Here is a 22254-nt window from a genome sequence, read left to right as displayed (position 1 = left end):
GTGGGCGCGCTCGCAAGGCAATGCGGGCACCGCATACGCTCCGCCCGCCCTATCGCGCCCCACAGGGATGTGCCGCGCGATCACTCATCCTCATGCAGCTCAACACTTTATGTGTGAAGAAAGCGAGCCGACAATGTTTCACTACCGACGCGCAGCGCTGACGCTCATAGCGGCTGGCGCCCTCGCGCTCACCACGATCGGCGTGCCCGCCGCCTTCGCGGACGAGACCGACGCCACCCAGGCCTCGTCGCCCCAGCAGGGCGCAAACGACTCCCCGGCGACGATCATCGTCCAGCTCGAGGCGGGCGAGGCCGGGGCCGACCACGCCGCGTACTACGCGCAGATGAAGAAGCGCATCAGCGAGGCCGTAGCCACGGCTCTCCCGGGTGCGACCATCTCCGACGTGCGCGACTACCACCACGCCTTTGATGGCTTTGCGATCCAGGCGCCCGCCTCGACGCTCGGTGTCATCAAGGCGACGGCCGGCGTCAAGGGAGCCTTCCTCGATGGCAGCCATACGTTCGCCACGGATGACGAGATCTCCGGAGGCTACCGCGCCGTCGCAGGGGGCGACGAGTCGGATGCTGCCACCGGTGCCGCGGCCCAGATGATGCGGGCCGACGGCCTTGCCCAGAAGGGCCAGGGCCAGGTCATCGAGCTCATCGACAGCGGCATCGATACCTCGCACCAGGCTTTTGCCGGCGATATGGATGCAGCGTCGCTGCGCTTCACGCAGGACTCGGTGGCCTCGCTCGCCTCGCAGCTGGGCGCCGGCAAGGGTGGCGTGTGGGTGAGCCCCAAGATCCCCTTTGCCTACGACTACGGTGATGGGGACACCGACGTGCTGGCCACGGAGGAAGGAGGCGACGGAGCCCGCAGCGCCAACAGCCAGGGCACGCACGTCGCAGCCCTCGCCGCGGCTAACAGCGGACAGTTCTCGGGCGCAGCGCCCCAGGCCCAGCTGATCGTCGCGAAGGTGACGACCGATCCGGGCAACCAGGCGAGCGACGTGAACCTCCTGGCCGCGCTCGACGACGCGATGGTCCTCAAGCCCGACGTCGTCTCGGTCTCCTTCTCCAAGACTGAAGGATTCACGGACGACGCAGAGGCCCTCTACGCCCACGTCTACGAGGCCCTAGGCGCGCAGGGCTCGACCGTCTACGCGCCCGCCGGTGACGTCGAGAGCTATGGTCGAGCCGACGACCCCGACAACGGCGCGCTCGGCTTCCCCGCAGCCTTCTCCTCGACCCTCTCCGTGGCCTCGGTCAACGAGCAGGAGATCATGGGTGCCCTCACCTTTGGGGATCACCTGATCGGGTACCGGCCCCTGGGTCGCATGAGCAAGGGCGATGGCCCCGGGTTCGACACTCTCGCCGAGGGCACGTACCGCGTGGTCTACGCAGGCAACGGCTCGAGCGAGGACCTGGCCAAGCACCTAGGAACGGACTACGGTGACCTGTCGCGCACGATCCTCCTCGAGGAGCTGGGAGGCAACGACTCGAGGGGCAACTCGGTGGAGGTCAAGCACAAGATCAAGGCCCTCAAGTCGCTGACCAGCAAGCCCGCCGGCGTTCTGCTCGGACACTGGTACGACAGCGAGACCCCCATCAAGTGGTCGGTCGATCGCTGGTTCAACCTGCCGATGGCGACCATTACGACCTCGGACCGCAACCGCCTCTACGACGCCATCAAGGCCTCGGAAAGTGGATCGATCGAGGTGAACGTCTCTCCCTCCACGATCCTCACCGTGCCCGAGGGGATCCACGCCTCCGACTTCTCCTCCATGGGCGTGACCCCCGACCTGCGGCTCAAGCCCGAGGTCGCGGCCCCCGGCGGCGCGGTCATGTCCGCGACCCCCGGGAACTACTACGATCGGCTGTCCGGTACGGCCGAGGCCTCGGCTCAGGCCGGCGCGGTCGCTACCCTCGTGCGTCAGCGCGTGGCGTCCGACCCGGCGTTTGCGGGCCTGTCCGCCTCCGAGAAGAATGCCGTGGTCACGAACCTCCTGATGGGCACCGCGCGCCCGATCGTGGACGCGGAGCAGAATAACGGCACTTTCTACTCGCCGCGCCGCGTGGGTGCAGGTCTGGTGGACGCCCAGGGCGCCACGACCTCGTCCGTGTACCCGAGCGTCGTCGGGGCAGTGGACCCCTCGCGTCCCAAGGCTGACCTGGGTGACGGAACCTCCGGGTGGACCTTCCAGGTGGCCCTGACGAACGTCTCCGACACCGCCCGCACCTACACTCTCGGCGGACAGGCGCTGTCCGAAAAGGTCGAGAGCATGCTGTTCACGCATCACTCGACCAACTGGGCGGGACAGGGCATCGACCTGACCTTCTCCTCCGAATCGGTGACCGTGCCCGCCAAGGGAACTGCCACCGTGACCGTCACCGTGACCCCGCGCGAGGCTTTCGCCTCGTACGCAGCGGAGAACACGCCCAAGGGCACGTTCATTGACGGTGCTGTCACCTTCACGAGCGCCGACGGCGCTCCGAACCTCACCGTCCCCTACGTGGGCTTCTACGGCTCCTGGGGTGCGCCTGCGATCTTCGACCTTGTCACGCCGGACAACCACATCAGCGGATACGGGTCGACGTTCATGAGCGGCCGCCTGCCCTTTGGTCAGCAGAGCCCCTTCGACGTTGAGGATGAGCGGATGATCAACGGGGTCAACCCCGACCTCCTCGTCATCTCGCGCTCCACACAGGAGGACGCCCGCACCGCCGTCACCCCGGGCACGGTGCTGCTGCGCTCCGTCCCCTCGCTGACCTACACCTTTAGGAACGAGGCCGGGGAGACGATCCGCTCCTTCACGTGCGGGCGCGCGGATCGGTCCATCTACGACGTGCACACGCGCTCGCCACGCACCGTCGAGGACTCCGCGCCGGGCTGTGACCCCTGGTTCAACGGCTACGCGCCGGACGGCACCGAGTTGCCGGATGGACGCTACATGCTGACGATCGAGGCCTCGACCTACGGCCCGTCGCCCGCGACCCAGTCCATCAGTTACAGCGTCATCCTGGACACGCAGGCTCCCGTCATCTCCAACGTGACGGTTTCGGGTGAGGGTAAGGACCGCGTCCTGTCCTTCGACGCCACCGACTCCTCAGCCATCGCCGGTGTCGGCTTCTCGGCCACCGAGGACGGCAAGGTTGTTGAGCGCGGCGCCGAGGTCTACCCGACCGGGCGCAGCGAGGACGGTCTGGTCCACATCCACTTCGACGTGCCGCTGAAGGACGCCCTGACGAGCATCGGCGGTGACCCGTCGACTATCTACCTGCACGTGTGGGACTGGCCGGTCAACGGGGCAACGGCACCGGTCGCCCTGAAGGCAATCCCCATGACGTCGCTCGCGTTGTCGCGCGAGTCCGCCACGCTCGGTGTCGGGGAGACCCTCACGCTGAGCGCCACCCACGAGCCCGCGGACGCGAACGTGACCGGCGTCGTCTGGTCCTCCTCGGACGAGGCCGTGGCGACAGTGAGTGCGACCGGCGAGGTGCGTGCGGTGGGTGCGGGTGACGCGACTATCACTGTCTCCGACCCGACGCAGCCGAGCGTGTCCGCCAGCGCCACCATCCACGTCAGCGCCCCCACGCCCACCCCCAAGGCCGGTACCTGGAAGCGGGATGGCCGCGGCTGGTGGTACCGCTACGAGGACGGCTCGTACCCCGCCGATACGACCCTCGCTATCGACGGAGCGACGTACCGCTTCGACGCGCGCGGTTACATGCGCACCGGATGGGTGAGGGAGCAGGGCTCGTGGTACTACCACAGCGCATCGGGTGCGCAGGCGAGCGGCTGGGTCCTCGATGGGATCTCCTGGTACTACCTGGACCCGGCCACGGGCGTCATGGCGACCGGTTGGGTCAAGGACGGCGACACCTGGTACTACCTCAATCCCGCCACCGGCAAGATGATGACGGGGTGGCTCAAGGACGGCGGTGCCTGGTACTACCTGAAGACCGGAAGCGGCGCGATGGCCACGGGTCGCCTGCGTATCTTCTGGACGTGGTACACCTTCTCTGAGACGGGACAGTTGATCAGCTAGGCCGCCCTTGAGACTGAGCGTCCAGGCCCGCACACCCTGCTACATGTGGGATGTGCGGGCCAGACGTCTGTCAAAGGAGGCAGGCGCCAAAATTCCCAGGGTTTTTTCAGGTTGTCTTGTCGTTGTCGCAAGGTTCGCTGTTTACACTGAATGTCATCACAAGGGAATACGGCACGGACCATGAGGGTCCGGGACATGCCGACGAGACTTTTTCGAGGAGCCTTCTGGGAAAACTTGCACTGTGTTGATGGGATAAGCCGAGGGGCCGACCGCAAGGTCGGCCCCTCGGCTTATATTCAGGCCTGCACAAAATGTCAGTGTGTGGACACTGGGCCATCTATCGGACATGCATACTGCACAACTGGAAGAACTTACGCATAATAGGACGGCGCGTCAGCCGGACGCGCATCAGATCGTCATCTCGTCGACACGTAAGTGAGCCATTGATGTCCCATCACTCCACCCCGGCACTCGCGCTCGCCGCAGCCCTCGCCCTGACCGGCGTGAGCGTCCCGGCGCTCGCAGCAAGCCCGCAGCCAGGCGGTGTCCTCCCCGCCAACCCCACCCACGCCTCGTCGAAGGACGCGCAGTCGGGGACGCGAGTCGAGGACGCGCTGCTGTCCATCCGCCAGGCCGAGGCCGGGGGAGTGACCCTGCCCGACGCCTCGTCCGCGCAGGAGGCGGCCGACGACACCCCGACGACGATCATTGTCCAGTTGGAGGATGGGACAGCCGGTGGCTCCACGCAGGCCACGCGCGACGACGTGAAGGCCCGTATCGCCTCCGCTGTCGCGGGAATCGTCCCCGGTGCGCAGGTCGCGACCGTGCGTGAGTACACCAACGCTTTCGTCGGCTTCGCCATCGAAGCGCCCGGCTCCGCTCTCTCCGCGATCCAGAAGGTCGAGGGAGTGAAGACCGCCTTCATCGAGGGCGTCCACAAGCCAATGGAGACTGAGGAGCAGGGGAGCGGTGCGCCCGTCCTCAAGAACGCCTCGTCCCTGGCGATGACGCGTGCGAACGAGGTCGCCCTCAAGGGCGATCGTCAGGTCATCGAAGTCATCGACTCCGGCCTGCAGACCGACCACGACGCTTTCGCCGGCTCGATGGACGGCGTCAACGTGCGCATGAGCCAGGCCGACGTGCAGGCCTTCGCGGGTAAGCTCCCGCACGGCGGCGCCGGCACGTACGTGAACAGCAAGATTCCCTTCGCCTACGACTACGCGGACAACGATGCCGATGTCGTCCCTCATTCCGAGAAGGACCTGTCCCACGGCACGCACGTCACCGCGATCGCGGCCGCCAACGCCGACGTCCTGCAGGGCACCGCACCCCACGCGCAGATCGTCGTCGCCAAGGTTGCCTCAGATGAGGACGGATCGATGCCCGACAGCGCGCTGCTCGCAGCCCTCGATGATGCGCTCGTCATCAAGCCCGACGTTATCAACCTGTCCTTGGGTGATGATTCCGGCATGAGCAGCGATGCTGGCAGCGTCTTCGCCGGCGTGTACGAGAAGCTCGCCGCCGCTGGCATCACCGTCAACGCGGCGGGCGGCAACGCCTTCTCCAATGCCTACGGCAACAACTCCGGCCAGAACAAGCCCTTCGCGACCGACCCCGACACGGGTACACTCGGCGAACCCGCCTCCTACAAGTCCACCCTGGCCGTCGCCTCCGTCGACAACCAGGAGGCCCTGTCCTACGTGAGCCTGGGCGATCGCAAGATCGCCTACCGCACCGCCCTCGACGGCCAGGGCGCGGCCGTGCGCGGCCTGCGCGACGTCCCCGAGAAGACCTACCGCATCGTCGACGCCGGCGCTGGCGGCACCGACCGGCTCGAGCAGTACGCGGGCGCCGACCTTTCAGGCGTGATCGTCCTCGAGGACAAGGGCGGTACGGACTCCCGCGACGGCTCGGCCATGACCGAGGAGCTCAAGGCGCGCAACCTGACGGCTCTCTCGCCTGCACCCGCGGCCCTCATGGTCGCTGACACGGACGAGGTCGGCACGCCCTACCAGGCGATCCTCGGCTCGACCACGTCGATGCCGACGGTGACCATCACCAAGCGGGACGGCGCGGCGATCCGCGAGGCTCTGGCCGCCGCCAACGGAGCCGACGTCACCGTGACCGTCACGCACTCCGGCATCGTGCTGGCCTCGAACAACCCGACGGCCTCGGAGTTCTCGGCGTGGGGCGTAGCCCCCGACCTGACCCTCAAGCCTGAGATCGCTGCCCCCGGCGGCGACATCATGTCGGCTTACCTCGGCAACGAGTACCAGCGCCTGTCGGGCACCTCGATGGCCTCCCCGCAGGTCGCGGGCATCAGTGCCCTCGTGCGTGAGCGCCTTGCGAGCGATCCCGCCTTCTCCGCAATGAGCGCCGAGCAGAAGAACGCGGTCGTTACCAACCTCCTCATGGGCACCGCCCACCCGCTCGTCGACGTTGAGCTGGGCGACGGCACCTACTACTCGCCGCGCAGGGTCGGCGCGGGGGCTGTCGACGCGCTCGCAGCGACCACCGCGACCGTCTACCCGACCGTTGTCGGCGCTGCCGATCCCTCCCGACCCAAGGCCGACCTCGGCGACGGGACGAAGGGGTGGACCTTCCAGGTGCAGCTGACCAACCTCTCGGACGCTGCTCACACCTACACCCTCGGCGGCCAGGCGCTTTCCGAGATGGTTGAGGAGGGCCTCTTCCTCGAGCACTCACAGAACTGGGCGGGCGCGGGCATCTCGCTGACCTTCTCCGGTGACGGCGTCGCCGAGGCCGGGGACGCCCAGCAGATCACGGTCCCCGCGATGTCGAACGCCACCGTGACCGTCACCGTGACCCCCGAGTCCGAGTTCGCTGCCTTTGCCTCGGAGAACGCCCCCAAGGGAACCTTCATCGACGGCGCCGTGACCTTCACGAGCGAGGACGGGACCCCGAGCCTGACCGTGCCCTACCTGGGCTTCTACGGCTCGTGGGGAGCCCCGAACGTCTTCGACGGCAAGTGGTCGGACGATGAGACGACGCCCGTGCACGTCTACCGTTCCGCGCTGGTCAACGCTCACTCCTCCATCCCGCTGGGAGCGCTGAACCCGCTGTCGGACAAGCAGGACTCGAACCTGGTCACGACGATCAACACGCAGCGCCTCATCACCTCGCGCGCCAAGTGGGCCGGCGCCCCCGACAAGATCGCGCCGATGACCGGCATGCTGCGCTCGGTCCCGTCGATGTCTGTCACCTACCGGAACTCTGCGGGCGAGTCAGTGCGCTCCTACACGATCAACCGCGTGCGCAAGTCCCTCTACGACCTCGAGACCGGCTGGACGAAGCCGGGTGAGTTCGCCGGTGAGGAACCCTTCTTCGACGGCTACGACCAGTCCGGCAACGAGCTGCCCGACGGCGCCTACACGCTGACGATCGAGGCGGCGACGGACGGGCCGTCCTCGCAGAAGCACCAGATGAGCTACGAGTTCACGCTGGACACGCAGGCCCCCGTCATCTCCAACCTCACGGTGAACGGCGAGGGCGGCGCCCGCACGGTGTCCTTCGACGTCACCGACGCTTCCCCCGTGGCCGGCATCGACTTCCACGAGGACGCCGACGGCACGTGGTACTACCGCAAGCTCGTCGAGGACGACGGTGAGATCCTGGCCGACGGCACGCACCGCTACCACTTCGACGTGCCCGTCTCGGAGCTGAAGGCTGCCTGGGCGCAGCAGGGACGCACGGACGAGGCCCCGGTGACCCCGTACCTCTTCGCCTGGGACTGGGGCGTCAACCCCGCCAAGCAGGAGGTGCGCCTCCAGGGCGATCCGACGCCCGCTCCGACCCCGGCACCTGAGCCGACGGCGGACCCGACGCCTGCTCCGACCCCGGACCCGACCCCCGCACCTGCCCCGCAGGGAGGCCAGTGGATCAGCGATTCGGTTGGCTGGTGGTACCGCTACTCCGACGGGACCTACCCGGTGAGCCAGACGCTGCAGATCGGTAACTCGATCTATCGCTTCGGTGCGGATGGGTACATGCGTACCGGTTGGGTCAACGAGGCTGGTTCGTGGTTCTACCACGATGCTTCGGGTGCCCAGGCGAGTGGCTGGGTGAAGGATGGCTCTTCCTGGTACTACCTGGATCCGGCGACGGGGCGAATGGTCACCGGTTGGCTGCTTGATGGGCTGACCTGGTACTACCTGACGCCCGGTAGTGGCGCGATGGTGACCGGTTGGGTCAAGGATGGCTCGTCCTGGTACTACATGCACTCCAGTGGCGCGTTGACGACCGGTTGGCTGAAGGATGGCGGCTTCTGGTACTACCTGAGCACCGACTCGGGTGCGATGTACACGGGAGGTCACTGGATCGGCTGGAAGTGGTACTACTTCGCCGAGAACGGCCAGTGGAACGGCTGAGGCCTCACGCGCAGCACTGACAGTGTGTGACGCAGTGTGCGCCCCCGGGAAACCGCGGGCGCACACTCGTCTTGTGATCAGTCAATTATCTGCGGGGTTAAAATCCCAGGATTTTCTCAGCTTGCCTTGCCGTTGCCGCAAGGTTGGGTGCCTACAGTAGGTGTCATCACAAGGGAATACGGCACGGGCCGGGCCCGAGCGATGCCGACGAGACATCATTGAGGAGCCTTCTGGGACAACTTGCACTGTGTTGATGGGATACGCGGAGGGGTCGACCGCCAGGTCGGCCCCTCGGCGTATCTGCACCGGGAGCGAGTCGTGGGAACTGTGTGCTGTGGGAAGAATGCTGTTTCAGGCATCTTTCGTGCTGCTCACCAATTTCGCACGTAATTCCCCCGCGGCTGCTTCAAACATTGAATTGTGGTCATTGGAATTGCAACGTTTCTGGATGTTGTTGAATATTCATGCAGTCGAATTACGTGCGACTTTTGTCTGGCTGGGGTGTTGTGGGCCTGAAAAAGCCGGGGCGCGTCAGGCATATCGCCCGACGCGCCCCGGCCTCGTCGTTGCGAGCTACTCAGAGGCGCTCAAAGCCGGCGTCCCACGCGGCGCGCATGGGGTTGGCGTCGGCGACCAGCTGATCGAAACGCAGGTCGGCGATGTCGATGACCTCGCCGAGCGCGAAGCGAGCCTCGCGGGCGGGGGAGTGCTCGACGCGGCGCCAGCCCGAGGACAGCAGGTGCTTGCGGTCCACCACGTTGTCCACGCAGATGACCAGCGGGCGGCCGAACTTCTCGCGGTAGGCGGCAGCCAGGGCGCGCAGCTCCTCGGCTTCCTCGGAGGTCACATCGCCCACCGACAGGGACGAGGTGTCCGTGCTGGCCTGCTCGTCGCCCGCGCCGTCGAGGACCAGGGAGACGACGTCCGTGTAGGACGCGATGAGCTCCTCGGCCTCCTCGGGGCTGGCCGCCAGGACGGCGTCCTCGAAGGAGGAGCGCAGCTCGGACACGGAGGCGAAGGGACGGGACTCCCAGGCTCGCTCGACCGGCCACGTGTGAGCGGAGAACATCGACGAGAAGGTTGCTACGAACTGGTCGCGATCCATCGCGTTGACGTCGTCCAGGTTGATCTTCTTGCCGTCCACCACGGCCACGTCCGGCGAGGCCGGGCGTCCGATGTGGAAGAACAAGAGGTTCAGGATGATGGCCGTCAGCGAGCCGATGGTCACGCCGGAGCCGAAGATGATCTGCAGCCAGGAGGGCATGGCCGCGACTATGTCTGCTCTCCTGAAGGTGACGAGGAGTGCCAGGCCGATCGAGGTGGAGACGATGACGGCGTTGCGGCTGTCGCGCAGGTCGACCTTTGACAGGGTCTGGATGCCGACGACGGCGACGTTGGCGAACATCGCCAGGGAGGCGCCGCCGATGACGGGGGAGGGGATGGCTGCGACGATGGCCGCGGCCTTGGGGAGCAGGCCCAGGATGATCATGAAGACGCCCGCGGCGGTGACGACCCAGCGGGACTTCACGCGGGTGAGGCGCACGAGGCCGACGTTCTGCGCGAAGCAGGTGTAGGGGAAGGAGTTGAGGACGCCGCCCAGCAGCGTGGACAGGCCGTCGGCGCGCAGGGCGTTGGCGATGTCGCGCGGGGCGATGCGCTTGCCCACGACCTCGCCGGTGGCGAAGACGTCGCCCGTGGTCTCCACGGCGGTCACGGCCATGACGATGATCATCGCGATGATGGCGGTGATGGAGAACTGGGGGAGCCCGAAGAAGAAGGGGTGGGTGACGGCCACCCAACTGGCGTTTCCAACGCCTGTTAGATCGGTCTTGCCCATTGCGAAGGCGACGCCCGTCATAATGACGAGGCCGAGAAGGACCGAGAGGGTCCCCATGAAGCCCTTGAAGAGGCGCTGGATGAGGACGATGATGACGATGGTGCCGATGGCGTACGCGAGCGATTCTAAGGTGAGCGCCGCCTTCGTGTCCGCCGGTGCATCGTCAGTCCACCTCAAAATGTCGTCGGCAGAGACGGACAGGAGCGTCGTGCCCATGACGGTCAGGAGCGTGCCCGTGACGACCGGCGGGAAAAAGCGCAGGAGCTTGGCGAAGAAAGGAGCGACCAGGAAGACGATGAGGCCGACGGCGATGATGGAGCCGTACATGGTGGCCAGGCCGGTCTTTGGGTCGGCGCCGGGCGGCGTCGCAGCCGCACCGATCGCAATGAGGGGGGAGACGGCGGTGAAGGTGACTCCCTGGATGAGGGGGAGCTTCACGCCGATGAAGCGGCCGATACCGGCCGACTGGATGATGGTGGCGATGCCGCAGGTGAGCAGGTCTGCGTTGATGAGGTGAATAAGCGTTTCATCATCGAGTCCAAGCTGCTTGACAATGACGAGCGGGACGACCACGGCGCCCGCGTAGAACGCGAGGACATGCTGAATGCCCAGAATGGTGAGTTTCCCAAAGGGAGGGACTTGATCGACGGGGTGGGGAGCGGACGAGGGGCTTGATGCCATCTGTGTCTCCTGGACCTTTATCCAAGTGTTGAAGGGACCCCTCCATTCTCTGTGATCGGCACGATTGTTTTACGAGTTATTTAAAAAGTGTGGCGAGTTCTATGTCGTGGGCTCTCGTCGTTTACGATGTGAGCACAGTGTGACGCATGCGGGAGGGAGGCCGGTATGACGCGCAATGGTCGTCCTCCGTCGATGGCGGACGTGGCTGAATTGGTCGGTGTCTCGCATCAGACGGTGTCTCGCGTGGTGAACGGCAAGGGGCGTGTGTCGCCTCGGACGCGCGAGCGCGTGCAGGCCGCGATTGATCAGCTGGGATACCGCCCGAACTCGGTGGCCCGTGCCCTGGTGACTGCCCGCTCAGGCATTATCGGCGTCGTGACCACGACCTCGGCCCACTTCGGTCCCTCCTCGATGCTGGTGGCCCTGGAGGTCGCCGCCCGCGAGGCTGGTCTTTTCACGTCGGTCGTGGCCCTCGATCGTTTCGGAGCTGACGACGTGGCCAGTGCCTTCGACCACTTCTCCTCCCTGGCGGCCGAGGCGATCGTGGTCATCGCGCCGGTGGATTCTCTCGCTGAGGCCGTGGCATCCCAGGGTGCGTCCGTGCCGGTGGTCGCGGTCTCCGGCGGGCGCACGTTCGGTCGCGGGGTGTCCGTCGTTCACGCGGATCAGCGTGGAGGTGCGCGAGCGCTCGCGGAGCACCTCATGTCGCTGGGGCATCGGGACATTGCCTGCGTGGCGGGCCCTCAGGAGTGGTTCGAGGCGCGCGAACGCGTGGCCGGCTGGCGCGAGGCAGTGGATGAGGCGGGCCTCTCGAAGCGCGAGCCGCTCGTCGGCTCGTGGGAGGCGCGCTGGGGGTACGTAGCCGGGCAGAGCCTCGTCGAGGATGGCCTTCCGGACGCCGTCATGTGCGCGAACGACGAGGTCGCGGTGGGTCTCCTGCGCGCCTTCGCCGAGGCGGGGGTGAGCGTTCCGGGCGACGTGTCGGTCGCGGGTTTCGACGATGTGCCGATCGCCGCCTACGCGGGTCCGGGGCTGACGACGGTGCGCCAGGATTTCGCGGACCTTGGGCGCTGTGCGCTTGAGGCGGTCAGCCACGCGCTCGATGGGGACTTGGTGGACACGTACGTGCGTCCAACACGCCTCGTTGTGCGCGGTTCGACGGGAGTTTGCCCTCGTTAGAGGCTCTTTCGGTAGTCGTACTTGCTTTCATGCGCGGACGAATGTTAACGTTAACCCAACCGATGCTCATCGGCGCTCAGTGAGGAGTACGAATGGATCACCGCAACCCCGACACATGGACCCCAGAGTTCGCGCGCGAGATCGAGCGCGTTCGTGAATACGTCGCCACCCTGCATGCCGAGCTGCCCCGCTGGGGCCTCGTCGTCTGGACGGCCGGAAATGTCTCTCAGCGCGTGCGCGGCGAGGCCGAGGATGGCAGCCAGGACCTCCTCGTCATTAAACCCTCGGGTGTGTCCTACGACGACCTGAGCCCCGAGGCGATGGTCGTGTGTGACCTCGACGGAAACCTTGTGCTGGGGGAGGGGTCTCCCTCCTCGGATACCGCCGCGCACGCCTACGTCTATCGCCACATGAGCGAGGTGGGCGGCGTCGTGCACACGCACTCCACCTACGCCACCGCATGGGCTGCGCGCGGAGAGGAGATTCCCTGCGTCCTGACCATGATGGGTGACGAGTTCGGCGGTCCCGTCCCCGTCGGCCCCTTCGCCCTCATTGGTGACGACTCGATCGGGCGCGGCATCGTCGACACCCTGCGCGAATCACGCTCGCCGGCGGTCCTCATGCGCAACCACGGCCCCTTCACGATCGGGCGCGACGCGCGCGCCGCCGTCAAGGCCGCTGTCATGGTCGAGGAGGTCGCCAAGACCGTGCACGTCGCGCGCGCGGGCGGGCCTCTCGTTCCCATCGAGCAGCACCACATTGATTCCCTCTACGACCGCTACCAAAACGTCTACGGACAGCACTGACATCAAAGGAGATTTCACCGTGACCAGTTTCTACGAGGGCCGCGAGGTCTGGTTCGTCACCGGCAGCCAGGACCTGTACGGCGAGGAAACGCTGGCGCAGGTCGCCGAGCAGTCCCGCGAGGTTGTGCGCCTGCTCAACGAATCCGACCTACTTCCCGCGCCGATCGTGTGGAAGCCCGTCCTGAAGGACTCCGACGCCATCAAGCGAGCAATGCTCGAGGCTAGCGCGGACGACCGCGTCCTTGGTGTCATCTCCTGGATGCACACGTTCAGCCCCGCGAAGATGTGGATCCGCGGCCTCGAGGTCCTGCGCAAGCCCCTGCTGCACCTGGCGACCCAGGCCAATGTCGAAATCCCCTGGGACAGCATCGACATGGACTTCATGAACCTGAACCAGGCGGCGCACGGTGACCGCGAATACGCCTACATCCTCACGCGCCTGGGCCTGGCTCGCGCCACGGTCGTCGGTCATGCCTCGCAGGAGAACACGCGTCGTCGCGTCGCCAACTGGGTGCGCGCGGCCGGCGGTTTCGCGGCGACCAACGAGCTGCGCGTCGTGCGCTTCGGCGACAACATGCGCAACGTGGCCGTCACGGAGGGCGATAAGACCGAGGCTGAGCGTCGCCTCGGCGTCTCGGTCAACACGTGGTCGGTCAACGACCTCGTCGCCGTCGTTGACGCCGTGGACGAGGCCGCTATCGACGCCCTCGTGGCCGAATACTGCGAGCGTTACGACGTGGCCCCCGAGCTGGCCCCGGGTGGGGATCGGGCGGAATCGCTGCGCTACGCCGCCCGCGAGGAGATCGCACTGCGCACCTTCCTCGAGGAGCGCGGGGCGATGGCCTTCACGACCAACTTCGAAGACCTTGGCGGGCTCCGTCAGCTCCCCGGCCTGGCCGTGCAGCGCCTGACCGAGGCCGGCTATGGCTTCAGTGCCGAGGGGGACTGGAAGACCGCGGTCCTCGTGCGCGCCGCGAAGGTCATGGGGGAGGGGCTGCCCGGCGGCGCCTCGCTCATGGAGGACTACACCTACAACCTTGTCGAGGGCCAGGAGATGATCCTGGGCGCTCACATGCTCGAGGTGTGCCCCTCGCTGACGAACGCCCGTCCGCGCATCGAAATTCACCCCCTGGGCATCGGGGATCGCGAGGATCCTGTCCGCATGGTCTTCGACGCGGCCCCGGGACGCGGCGTCGTTGTCGCCATGTCCGACATGCGCGACCGCTTCCGCCTCACCGCGAACATTGTCAATGTCATCGAGCCTCCCCAGCCGATGCCCAAGCTCCCCGTCGCCCGCGCGATGTGGATCCCCGAGCCCGACTTCTACACTTCCGTCGAGGCGTGGCTGACGGCAGGCGGGGCGCACCACACGTGCATGTCGACGCAGATTGAGCCCGAGGTGTGGGAGAACTTTGCGGCGCTGGCGCACATGGAACTCGTCGTCATCGACGAGTCGACGACGCGACGCGACTTCGCCTCCGGCGTGCGCTGGAACCAGGCGTACCATCGCCTCGCAGAGGGGCTGTAAAACCCGCTCACATTGGCTGTGTGGGGTCGTCTCGCCCCACACAGCCTGGGGATTCCTTTGTGTATATGTCCGTTCTTAAAGTTGTGAACGTTAACAATTGTTATTGGAACGTTATCAATTGGGCAATGCGAGGGTGTCCCCTCTCTCATATGGTAAAAGTTGTCAGACCACACGACGGATGTGTGGAGACGTGACACTCATCGACAGTGATGTCGAGGAAATTAACAGGAGATATTCCATGAAGACACGTGGTTTCTTTGGCAAGATGGCAACGGTTGCGGCCACTTTTGCGGCCGGTGCCCTTGCACTGAGCGGATGCGCAGGCGGCGGTGCCGGCGGCGCTTCCAATTCCGATAGTGGCGCTGCGGCCTCGAACGGCGGCAAGGTCAAGGTCGGCGTCGCGATGCCGACCCAGACCTCGGAGCGCTGGATCGCCGACGGCAACGCGGTGAAGGAGGGCCTCGAGGCGGCCGGATACGAGGTTGACCTCCAGTTCGCCAACGACGACATCCCCACCCAGACCCAGCAGATCGACCAGATGATCACCAACGGTGCCACCATCCTGGTCATCGCCTCCATTGACGGCACGGCCCTCTCCAGCCAGCTGGACACCGCCGGCTCGAAGAACATCCCGGTCATCGCCTATGACCGCCTCATCCGCGACAACGAGAACGTTGACTTCTACGTCTCCTTCGACAACTTCAAGGTCGGCGTCGCACAGGGCAACGCCCTGCTGTACGGCCTGGGCCTGACCGACAAGGACGGCAAGAAGCTCGATAACGCTCCCAAGGGCCCGCTCAACATTGAGCTCTTCGCCGGTTCGCCCGACGACAACAATGCCAAGTTCTTCTTCGATGGCGCCATGAGCGTCCTCAAGCCCTTCCTCGACGATGGCACCCTCGTCGTGAAGTCGGGCCAGACCAACTTCGACCAGGTCGCCATTCTGCGCTGGCAGCAGGAAGTCGCCCAGAAGCGCATGGAGGACCTGCTGACCTCGACCTACGGCGGCGGCTCTGAGCCCCTCGCCGGCGTGCTCTCGCCCTTCGATGGCATCTCCCGCGGCATCATCACCGCCCTCCAGGGCGCCGGCTACGGCCCCGCCATCAAGGACGGCCTGCCCATCGTGACCGGCCAGGACGCCGAGATCGCCTCCACCAAGATGATCGCCGACGGCATCCAGCAGTCCACCATCTTCAAGGACACCCGTACCCTGGCCGCCCAGGCCGTGACGGTCATCAAGGCGATGGCTGAGGGCAAGGAGCCCGAGGCCAACGACACCACCACCTACAACAACGGTGTGAAGGTCGTGCCCTCCTACCTGCTCGAGGTCGAGACCATCTACGCCGACAACCTCAAGGAAAAGCTCATCGACTCCGGTTACTTCACCCAGGCCGACGTTGATGCGGGCGTCGTGAAGAAGTAAGCGACGACGGGGTGCGGGGCACTCGCCCCGCACCCCACCCCTTCCGATTCGAGGAATGCAAACATGACGCAGAACATTTTGGAAATGCGTGACATCGACAAAGGCTTCAATGGCGTGCCCGTCCTCAAGCACGTCAACCTTGATGTCCGCCCCGGTGAAGTTCACGCCCTGTGCGGCGAAAACGGCGCCGGCAAGTCCACCCTTATGAAGGTTCTCTCCGGCGTCTACCCCCACGGGCAGTACGACGGCACCATCATCTTCGATGGCAAGGAAGTCCAATTCCGCTCCATCAAGGACTCCGAGGCGCTCGGCATTGGCATCATTCACCAGGAGCTGGCCCTCGTTCCCTACCTGTCGATCGCGGAAAACATCTTCTTGGGCGCTGAGAAGCCCCGCAAGCTCGGCCTCATCGACTGGCATGAGGTCAACCACCGCGCCGAAAAGGTCCTGGAAAAGGTCGGCCTGAAGGAAAACGTGACGACCCAGGTTGGCACGCTCGGCGTGGGCAAGCAGCAGCTCATCGAGATCGGCAAGGCTCTGTCCAAGGATGTGCGCCTGCTGATCCTGGATGAGCCCACCGCCGCCCTCAACGACAACGACTCGGCCCAGCTCCTCGACCTCGTGCGCAGCCTGCGCGACCAGGGCGTGGCCATCGTCATCATCTCCCACAAGCTCGGAGAGATCGCCGAGATCGCCGACCGCACGACGATCCTGCGCGACGGCCAGACCATCGAGACGATCGACATGAAGGACCCCGCCTCTACGCAGGGCAAGATCATCTCGCTCATGGTCGGCCGCGATCTTACCCAGCGCTACCCCGAGCGCAACGTGGAGATCGGCGAGGAGGTCTTCCGCGTGGAAGACTGGACCGTCTACCACCCGTCCCAGGCAGGGCGCGTCGTGATCTCCGGGGCTTCCTTCAACGTGCGTCATGGCGAGGTCGTCGGCATTGCCGGCCTCATGGGTGCCGGACGTACCGAGCTTGCGATGAGTATCTTCGGCCGCTCCTTCGGTACGCGTATCTCGGGCAAGCTCTTCAAGGACGGTAAAGAGATTAAGATCAAGACCGTCTCGGACGCGATCAAGCACGGCATCGCCTACGCGACCGAGGATCGCAAGCAGTACGGTCTCAACCTCATCGACGACATTCGGCATAACGTGGCCACCGCAGGCCTGTTCAAGCTCTCGCGCCGAGGCCTCGTCGATGGACACAAGGAACTGGCGGTCGCCGCCGACTACAAGGAACGGATGAACATCCGATCCAACTCGGTCCTCCAAAAGACCGGCTCCCTGTCGGGCGGCAACCAGCAGAAGGTCGTCCTGTCCAAGTGGCTCTACACGGACGCAGACGTCCTCATCCTCGACGAACCCACGCGTGGCATCGACGTCGGCGCGAAGTTCGAGATCTACACGCTCATCAACAAGATGGTCGAAGAAGGCAAGGCCGTCATCGTCATCTCCTCCGAGCTCGAGGAAGTCCTCGGCGTCTCGGACCGCATCTACACCCTGGCGTACGGCCGCATCACCGGCGAGGTCAAGGCCGAAGACGCCACCCAGGAAAACCTCATGGAACTCATGACTATCGAACCCGCAAGGGAGGACCAGAAATGACCGCCGAAATCAGCCTGGTTGACACGCTGAAGGCCAACCTGCGTCAGGGCGGCATCTTCATCGCGTTCATCGCCATCGTCGTCCTCTTCTGGGCGTTCAACCCCGACACCTTCCTCTCGTCGGGCAACCTGACGAACATCGTTCTGCAGTACTCCTACATCCTGATCCTCGCGATCGGCATGCTCTTCGTCATCGTCCTGGCCCAGATCGACCTCTCCGTCGGCTCGGTTGTGGCCGTGACCGGCGCCCTCAGTGGCGTTCTCGTCATCAAGCAGGGCTACCCCTGGTGGGTTGGTGTCGTCGCCGCCCTCGTCATGGGTATCCTGATCGGTGCATTCCAGGGTTTCTGGGTCGCCTACGTGGGCATCCCCGGCTTCATCGTCACGCTGGCCGGCATGCTCCTGTTCCGTGGCCTGACCTACCAGGTTCTCGACAACGTCTCGCTCTCGCCTTTCCCCAAGGGCTACTACAACATCGCCAACGGCTTCCTCAACGGTCTCCTGGGCGGTAATGGCTTCGACGTCTTCACCCTGGTGATCTTCGGCATCGGCGTGGCAGGATTCGCCTACCAGCAGGTGCGCACCCGCCGTGCACGCATCTCCTACAACCAGGCGGTTGAGGCGATGTGGCTGTTCGTCGCGAAGATCGTCGTCACCGCCGTTGTCGTCATGTGGTTCGCGTACAAGCTCTCCACCGAGCGTGGCCTGCCCATCGTGCTGATCCTCCTGGCGATCCTCGTTCTCGTCTTCGGAACCCTCGCGTCGTCGACGATGTTCGGCCGCGACGTGTACGCGATCGGTGGCAACAAGTCCGCCGCTGCCCTGTCCGGCATCGACGTTAAGAAGGTGACCTTCTGGTGCTACGTCAACATGGGCTTCCTCGCGGGCGTTGCCGGCGTCGTCTACTCGGCGCGTATGAACGGCGCGCAGCCCTCGGCGGGTAACATGTTCGAGCTCGACGCGATCGCCGCCTGCTTCATCGGTGGTGCGTCGACGACCGGCGGTATTGGACGTCTGTCCGGCGCCCTCATCGGTGGCCTCATCATGGCCGTCATGTCTAACGGCATGCAGCTCATGGGTGCCTCCACCTCCACCCAGCAGATCGTCAAGGGCGCTGTCCTGCTCCTGGCGGTTGCCTTCGACGTGTGGAACAAGCAGCGCGCCTCGGCCTGAGGTATCGCGAAGCTTCTCATCAGGGCGGGGAGCGGCCATGCGGTCGCTCCCCGCCCTTTTGTATGTCGGTCGTCTATGTTTGTCAGGTCTAATGAGAGGGGTGCGCACTGGGTGCAGGGAAAAGTTCCTGTTACCGAAAAACGTGCCGGTGGCGGCGCATTTGAGTTCCGCAGAATTGCAACCACTCGGCAAGTTTGAGTGATCTGTCGCACAGAATTGACGGTTTTTGAGCAAAAAAACGAGATATTTTCGTGAAATCCGCGAAATCTGGCCCTAAAGTCGGCAAAATCGCCAAAGATTTCGTAGTGTGTCATTCGTGGCCACGACAGTGGTAACCAAGAACGAACAGGAATGAGGTTTCTCAATGTCCGTGAACCGTACCGAGCTTGTCGCTCAGATTGCCGAACGTGCCGACCTGACCAAGGCGAAGGCCGACGAGGCCCTGGCCGCCTTCCAGGCCGTCCTCGTTGAGTCCCTGGCTAAGGGCGAGGCCGTCAAGGTGACCGGTCTGCTCTCCGTCGAGCGTGTTGAGCGCGCCGCCCGCACCGGCCGTAACCCCCGCACCGGCGAAGAGATCAAGATCCCCGCTGGCTACGGTGTGAAGCTCTCCGCTGGCTCCACGCTGAAGAAGGCCGTCTCCAAGTGACGCGCTGACACTAGCGAATAGCCTGTGGGGCACGACCGAGTGGTCGTGCCCCACACGCGTCTGTGCGGTCCTGTGCTCTTCGCCGCGGACGTGGGCCCGCTAATGCGCACGTGGGCCCGATGACATGCGAGTGGGTGCGACACCTCGCACGTTAACCCGATGATATGCGCGTGGGCAGCGCTGCCCACGCGCACATCTAGAGGTTTACGTGCGTATCAAGGGGTTGACGCGCATATTCAGCGGTTTGCGTGCGACCAACACACCCGGCCAGGCACCGTTGTGCCCAAAACGCAGACCACCTCAGCCGCAGCACCCTATTTTCAGTGTTTTTCACCGAGGTGGTCTGCGATTTGGGCGCCTTACCGCCCCGAACTGTGACCTCGCCGCCACCAGACGGGGGGGATTTGCACCATGAGGGGCGCGACACGCCGGTGACACGCCGAAGGGAGGCTCCTAATGCTGCAAAACCCCCCGCCATTACCCCTGGTGTCATGTTCCCTCACTAGTGCATGACTGCCCGGCTGGGCGCCGAGAAACGCCGGTAGGGTGTCGCCAGCAATAACGGGGAAGGTCATGAGCGGCCAGCTCCGCGACGAGGCTTGTGCCTGATGAGGTGTTACACCCGATCGGGAAGATTCAACCTCTTCTGATCGGGTTGAATCTTCCCTAACGGGTTGAATGCTCCCGATCAGGTGGAATCTTCGCCCTGGGGCGCATCCTGTCTGAGGCGCAGCGGTGGGCACCGGGAGGGCGACACAGCCCTGCGCCCCTCAGACGCGCATAGCGGCCCGATGACGTGACTGTCGCGCATAACGTTGCCCCCCGGCTCGCATCAGCGGGCTGGGGGGCAACGCATGGAGTTCGCATGAACGTGTGTGTTAGGCGTTCACCTCTTCCTTGACGCTCAGCGTCAAGAGCGGGTGGTGGCACGCCACGCGGTGCGTCTCGTCCGTGAGCATGGGCTGCACCTTGCACTCCTCGCCAGCGAACGGGCAGCGCGGGCGGAAGCGACAACCCTTGGGTGGGTTGACGGCGCTCGGCGGCTCGCCGGTGAGCTTGATGGCACTCTCGTCGTGCTGGAACTCGGGGTCCGGCACGGGGATCGAGTCGATGAGCGCCTTCGTGTAGGGGTGCTTCGGGTTCTTGACGACCTCGTGCGCGGGGCCCTCCTCGACGATGTGGCCCAGGTACATGACGCCGATGCGATCGGCCATGTACTGAACGACCGCCAGGTCGTGGCTGATGAACAGGTAGGAAAGGCCCAGCTCCTGCTGCAGGTCCTTCATGAGGTTGAGGACCTGCGCCTGGACGGAGACGTCAAGCGCCGAGACAGGCTCGTCGGCCACGATCAGGTCGGGAGCCAGGGTCAGTGAGCGAGCGAAGCCGATGCGCTGGAGCTGTCCGCCCGAGAACTCGTGCGGGTAGCGGTCCAGGATCTCCTCGGTCAGACCGACCTGCTCGAGGATCTCCATGATGCGCCCGGCGATCTGGCGAGCGTTACCGGTCTTCTGGATGCTCATGGGCTCGGCCAGGATCTGGTCGATGCGCATGCGCGGGTCCATTGCCGCGTAGGAGTCCTGGAACATCATCTGCACGTCTCGGTGGATGCGCACAGCGTCGCGTCCCTTGAGCGTGGCCAGGTCGCGTCCATCGAGTTCGATGGCACCGCCCGACGGGCGCTCGAGGCCTGCGATGAGGCGGCCAACGGTGGACTTACCGCAGCCGGACTCGCCGACGAGGCCGTAGGTCTCGCCCTTGTTGACCGTGATGGACACGCGGTCGACGGCGGAAACGACGCCCTTATCGCGCTTGAAGAAGCCGGAGCCTGCCGACTCGTACTCACGCGATGCCTCCTTGACGTCGAGGAGTACCTCGTGGGAGATCTGCCCGGTGGCGTCGACCGCGTCCTCGGCCTTGCCGGAATCCAGCTTGGCCTGGAGGACCGCGGGGGACTCGTCGCCCTCCTGCACCGGGTGGAAGCAGGAGAAGGTGTGGGAGTCGTCGCCGCTCAGGGACGGGTAGTCGGCGAGGCACTCGTCTGTGGCCCACAGGCAGCGGGCCGCGAAGCGGCATCCCTTCGGCAGGTTGGTCAGCGACGGGGGAGCGCCGGGGATCGAGAAGAGCTTCGTACCGGCCGCAAGGGCGCGCTCGGGCAGTGCCGCCATCAGTGAGCTCGTGTAGCGGTGCTTCGGCTCGGTGAACAACGTCTTCGTCGGCGCGGTTTCGACGATACGGCCGGCGTACATGACGGCGACACGGTCGGTGTGGCCGGCAACAACACCCAGGTCGTGGGTGATGAGGATGACGCCCATCTTGTACTCGTCGCGCAGCTCGTCGATGAGGTCGAGGATCTGCATCTGCGTCGTGACATCCAGGGCCGTCGTAGGCTCGTCCGCGATGAGAATACGCGGCTTGCACACGAGGGCCATGGCGATCATGACGCGCTGGCGCATGCCGCCCGAGAGCTGGTGCGGGTAGTTGTTGATGACAACCTCGGGGCGAGGCATGCCGACGCGCTTGAGGATCTCGACGGCGCGCGCGAGGGCTTCCCTCTTCGAGAGATTCTCGTGCACGCGCAGCGGTTCGCACACCTGAAGGCCGATCTTCATAGTCGGGTTCAGGGAGGTCAGCGGATCCTGGAAGATCATGCCGACCTTGGTGCCACGCATCTTGCGCTTCATGTGCAGCGGCATCTTCGTCAGGTCCTGGCCGTCGAGGATGATCGAGCCGGAGGAGACCTTGCCGCCCTGGGGGAGCAGACCCATGAGGGACAGAGCCGTCATGGTCTTGCCCGATCCGGACTCGCCCACGATGCCGAGGGTCTCGCCCGGGTTCACGTGCAGGTCGACACCCGAGAGGGCGCGAACAACGCCGTTGCGGATCTCAATATCGGTGTGTAGATCTTTGATCTGAAGGAGTGGAGTATTCATAGTTC

Annotated in this window: 11 protein-coding genes; 9 read left to right on the top strand and 2 right to left on the bottom strand. The window is 65.1% G+C overall.

The window, feature by feature from the left end; all coding sequences use genetic code 11:
- The first annotated feature begins 133 nt into the window (after positions 1 to 133).
- Entirely contained in the window at positions 134 to 4048 is a 3915-nt protein-coding gene (locus JJJ16_RS05545; protein WP_219751680.1) for a S8 family serine peptidase, read from the top strand.
- 446 nt (positions 4049 to 4494) lie between these two features.
- Positions 4495 to 8436 (top strand): S8 family serine peptidase, encoded by a 3942-nt coding sequence (locus JJJ16_RS05540; RefSeq protein WP_219751679.1) that lies wholly within the window; start codon positions 4495 to 4497, stop codon positions 8434 to 8436.
- A 577-nt stretch (positions 8437 to 9013) separates the two neighbouring features.
- Here the strand turns inward: JJJ16_RS05540 and JJJ16_RS05535 are convergent.
- Positions 9014 to 10954 (bottom strand): solute carrier family 23 protein, encoded by a 1941-nt coding sequence (locus tag JJJ16_RS05535; RefSeq protein WP_219751678.1) that lies wholly within the window; start codon positions 10952 to 10954, stop codon positions 9014 to 9016.
- Positions 10955 to 11119: 165 nt separating this feature from the next.
- Between JJJ16_RS05535 and JJJ16_RS05530 the strand changes: the two genes are divergently transcribed.
- From JJJ16_RS05530 to JJJ16_RS05500, 7 genes are all read left to right on the top strand, one after another.
- Complete coding sequence (locus JJJ16_RS05530; RefSeq protein WP_225905002.1) at positions 11120 to 12133, top strand: LacI family DNA-binding transcriptional regulator; 1014 nt, start codon at positions 11120 to 11122, stop codon at positions 12131 to 12133.
- Positions 12134 to 12225: 92 nt separating this feature from the next.
- Complete coding sequence (locus tag JJJ16_RS05525) at positions 12226 to 12939, top strand: L-ribulose-5-phosphate 4-epimerase (RefSeq protein ID WP_219751677.1); 714 nt, start codon at positions 12226 to 12228, stop codon at positions 12937 to 12939.
- A gap of 19 nt (positions 12940 to 12958) precedes the next feature.
- Positions 12959 to 14467 carry an L-arabinose isomerase gene (araA, locus tag JJJ16_RS05520; RefSeq protein WP_219751676.1) on the top strand — a complete coding sequence of 503 codons (1509 nt, stop codon included), beginning with the start codon at positions 12959 to 12961 and terminating at the stop codon, positions 14465 to 14467.
- A 238-nt stretch (positions 14468 to 14705) separates the two neighbouring features.
- Positions 14706 to 15890: a multiple monosaccharide ABC transporter substrate-binding protein gene (gene chvE / locus JJJ16_RS05515; protein ID WP_219751675.1), complete on the top strand. Its 1185-nt coding sequence runs from the start codon at positions 14706 to 14708 to the stop codon at positions 15888 to 15890.
- A 63-nt stretch (positions 15891 to 15953) separates the two neighbouring features.
- Positions 15954 to 17501: a multiple monosaccharide ABC transporter ATP-binding protein gene (mmsA, locus tag JJJ16_RS05510; RefSeq protein ID WP_219751674.1), complete on the top strand. Its 1548-nt coding sequence runs from the start codon at positions 15954 to 15956 to the stop codon at positions 17499 to 17501.
- Positions 17498 to 18673: a multiple monosaccharide ABC transporter permease gene (gene mmsB, locus JJJ16_RS05505; RefSeq protein WP_219751673.1), complete on the top strand. Its 1176-nt coding sequence runs from the start codon at positions 17498 to 17500 to the stop codon at positions 18671 to 18673. Before mmsA ends, mmsB begins: the two co-directional genes overlap by 4 nt.
- A gap of 364 nt (positions 18674 to 19037) precedes the next feature.
- Positions 19038 to 19319, top strand: a complete 282-nt coding sequence (locus JJJ16_RS05500; protein WP_003790058.1) for an HU family DNA-binding protein — start codon at positions 19038 to 19040, stop codon at positions 19317 to 19319.
- 878 nt (positions 19320 to 20197) lie between these two features.
- Here the strand turns inward: JJJ16_RS05500 and JJJ16_RS05495 are convergent.
- Entirely contained in the window at positions 20198 to 22249 is a 2052-nt protein-coding gene (locus tag JJJ16_RS05495; RefSeq protein ID WP_219751672.1) for an ABC transporter ATP-binding protein, read from the bottom strand.
- Between the last annotated feature and the right edge of the window lie 5 nt (positions 22250 to 22254).

Origin of the sequence: Schaalia sp. ORNL0103 (genome assembly GCF_019429565.1) — a bacterium.
In the GTDB taxonomy this organism is placed as follows: Bacteria; Actinomycetota; Actinomycetes; order Actinomycetales; family Actinomycetaceae; genus Pauljensenia.
Note: the sequence above shows the minus strand (reverse complement) of the source record. Positions and strands in the feature narration are given on the sequence as shown.

What these genes read in the sequence shown, in the direction of transcription:
- JJJ16_RS05545 (WP_219751680.1), top strand. Translation starts at nt 134, where the DNA reads ATGTTTCACTACCGACGCGCAGCGCTGACGCTCATAGCGGCTGGCGCC.
- JJJ16_RS05540 (WP_219751679.1), top strand. Translation starts at nt 4,495, where the DNA reads ATGTCCCATCACTCCACCCCGGCACTCGCGCTCGCCGCAGCCCTCGCC.
- JJJ16_RS05535 (WP_219751678.1), bottom strand. Translation starts at nt 10,954, where the DNA reads ATGGCATCAAGCCCCTCGTCCGCTCCCCACCCCGTCGATCAAGTCCCT.
- JJJ16_RS05530 (WP_225905002.1), top strand. Translation starts at nt 11,120, where the DNA reads ATGACGCGCAATGGTCGTCCTCCGTCGATGGCGGACGTGGCTGAATTG.
- JJJ16_RS05525 (WP_219751677.1), top strand. Translation starts at nt 12,226, where the DNA reads ATGGATCACCGCAACCCCGACACATGGACCCCAGAGTTCGCGCGCGAG.
- chvE (WP_219751675.1), top strand. Translation starts at nt 14,706, where the DNA reads ATGAAGACACGTGGTTTCTTTGGCAAGATGGCAACGGTTGCGGCCACT.
- mmsA (WP_219751674.1), top strand. Translation starts at nt 15,954, where the DNA reads ATGACGCAGAACATTTTGGAAATGCGTGACATCGACAAAGGCTTCAAT.
- mmsB (WP_219751673.1), top strand. Translation starts at nt 17,498, where the DNA reads ATGACCGCCGAAATCAGCCTGGTTGACACGCTGAAGGCCAACCTGCGT.
- JJJ16_RS05500 (WP_003790058.1), top strand. Translation starts at nt 19,038, where the DNA reads ATGTCCGTGAACCGTACCGAGCTTGTCGCTCAGATTGCCGAACGTGCC.
- JJJ16_RS05495 (WP_219751672.1), bottom strand. Translation starts at nt 22,249, where the DNA reads ATGAATACTCCACTCCTTCAGATCAAAGATCTACACACCGATATTGAG.